The 675-nt window shown below is 36.4% G+C and carries 1 protein-coding gene; it reads left to right on the top strand.

The features are described 5' to 3' along the window. Nucleotides 1-390 (top strand): translation initiation factor IF-3 (gene infC / locus ACS8FD_RS21125; RefSeq protein WP_439277309.1); only part of this gene is annotated, 390 nt, incomplete at its 5' end. Nucleotides 391-675: the final 285 nt, after the last annotated feature.

The following is a 675-nucleotide window of genomic DNA, read 5'->3' as shown; positions in this document are numbered from 1 at the left end:
CTAGACTTAGTTGAATTAGTGCCCGATGCCAAGCCGCCAGTATGCAAAATCATGGATTATAAGCATTTCCTCTATGATCAAAAGCAAAAAGCGAAAGAGGCTAAAAAGAACCAAAAGCAAACTCAGCTTAAAGAGATGAAGCTGCGTCCGAGTACTGAAGAAGCTGATTATCAGGTAAAACTGAAAAAAATCGTCAGCTTTTTAGAAGATCAAGACAAGGTTAAAGTGAGCATTCGTTTCCGTGGACGTGAAATGGCGCACCAAGATATTGGTCGTAAACAACTTGAGCGCATTATCGAAGATACGGCTGAGATCTCTAACGTCGAGCAGTATCCAAAGATGGAAGGCCGACAAATGGGTATGTTGCTTGGCCCTACTAAGAAAAAATAACTGAACCGTAAACGCATAAGTTTGCCATATTTACTTATCTTTGTTTTTGACCATCAATATGCTGCGGGATATTGATGGTTTTTTACTATTACACATTGTAATTTTACTATACTAACCACCATATAGTTTTACAAAGTCTATCTTCATGGCTTCCTGATTATACGATAATCTTAAAATCTACTTTGTATTTCCTATTAATGATCATTTAATAACCATAAGTCAATTAATAGATCTTTAGCAATTATGCTACTTGCTTGAACTAGCAGACTAAACGTTACCTAACAT

Source organism: Psychrobacter sp. 1U2 (assembly GCF_051847575.1).
This window is presented reverse-complemented; position numbering and strand designations above follow the sequence as displayed.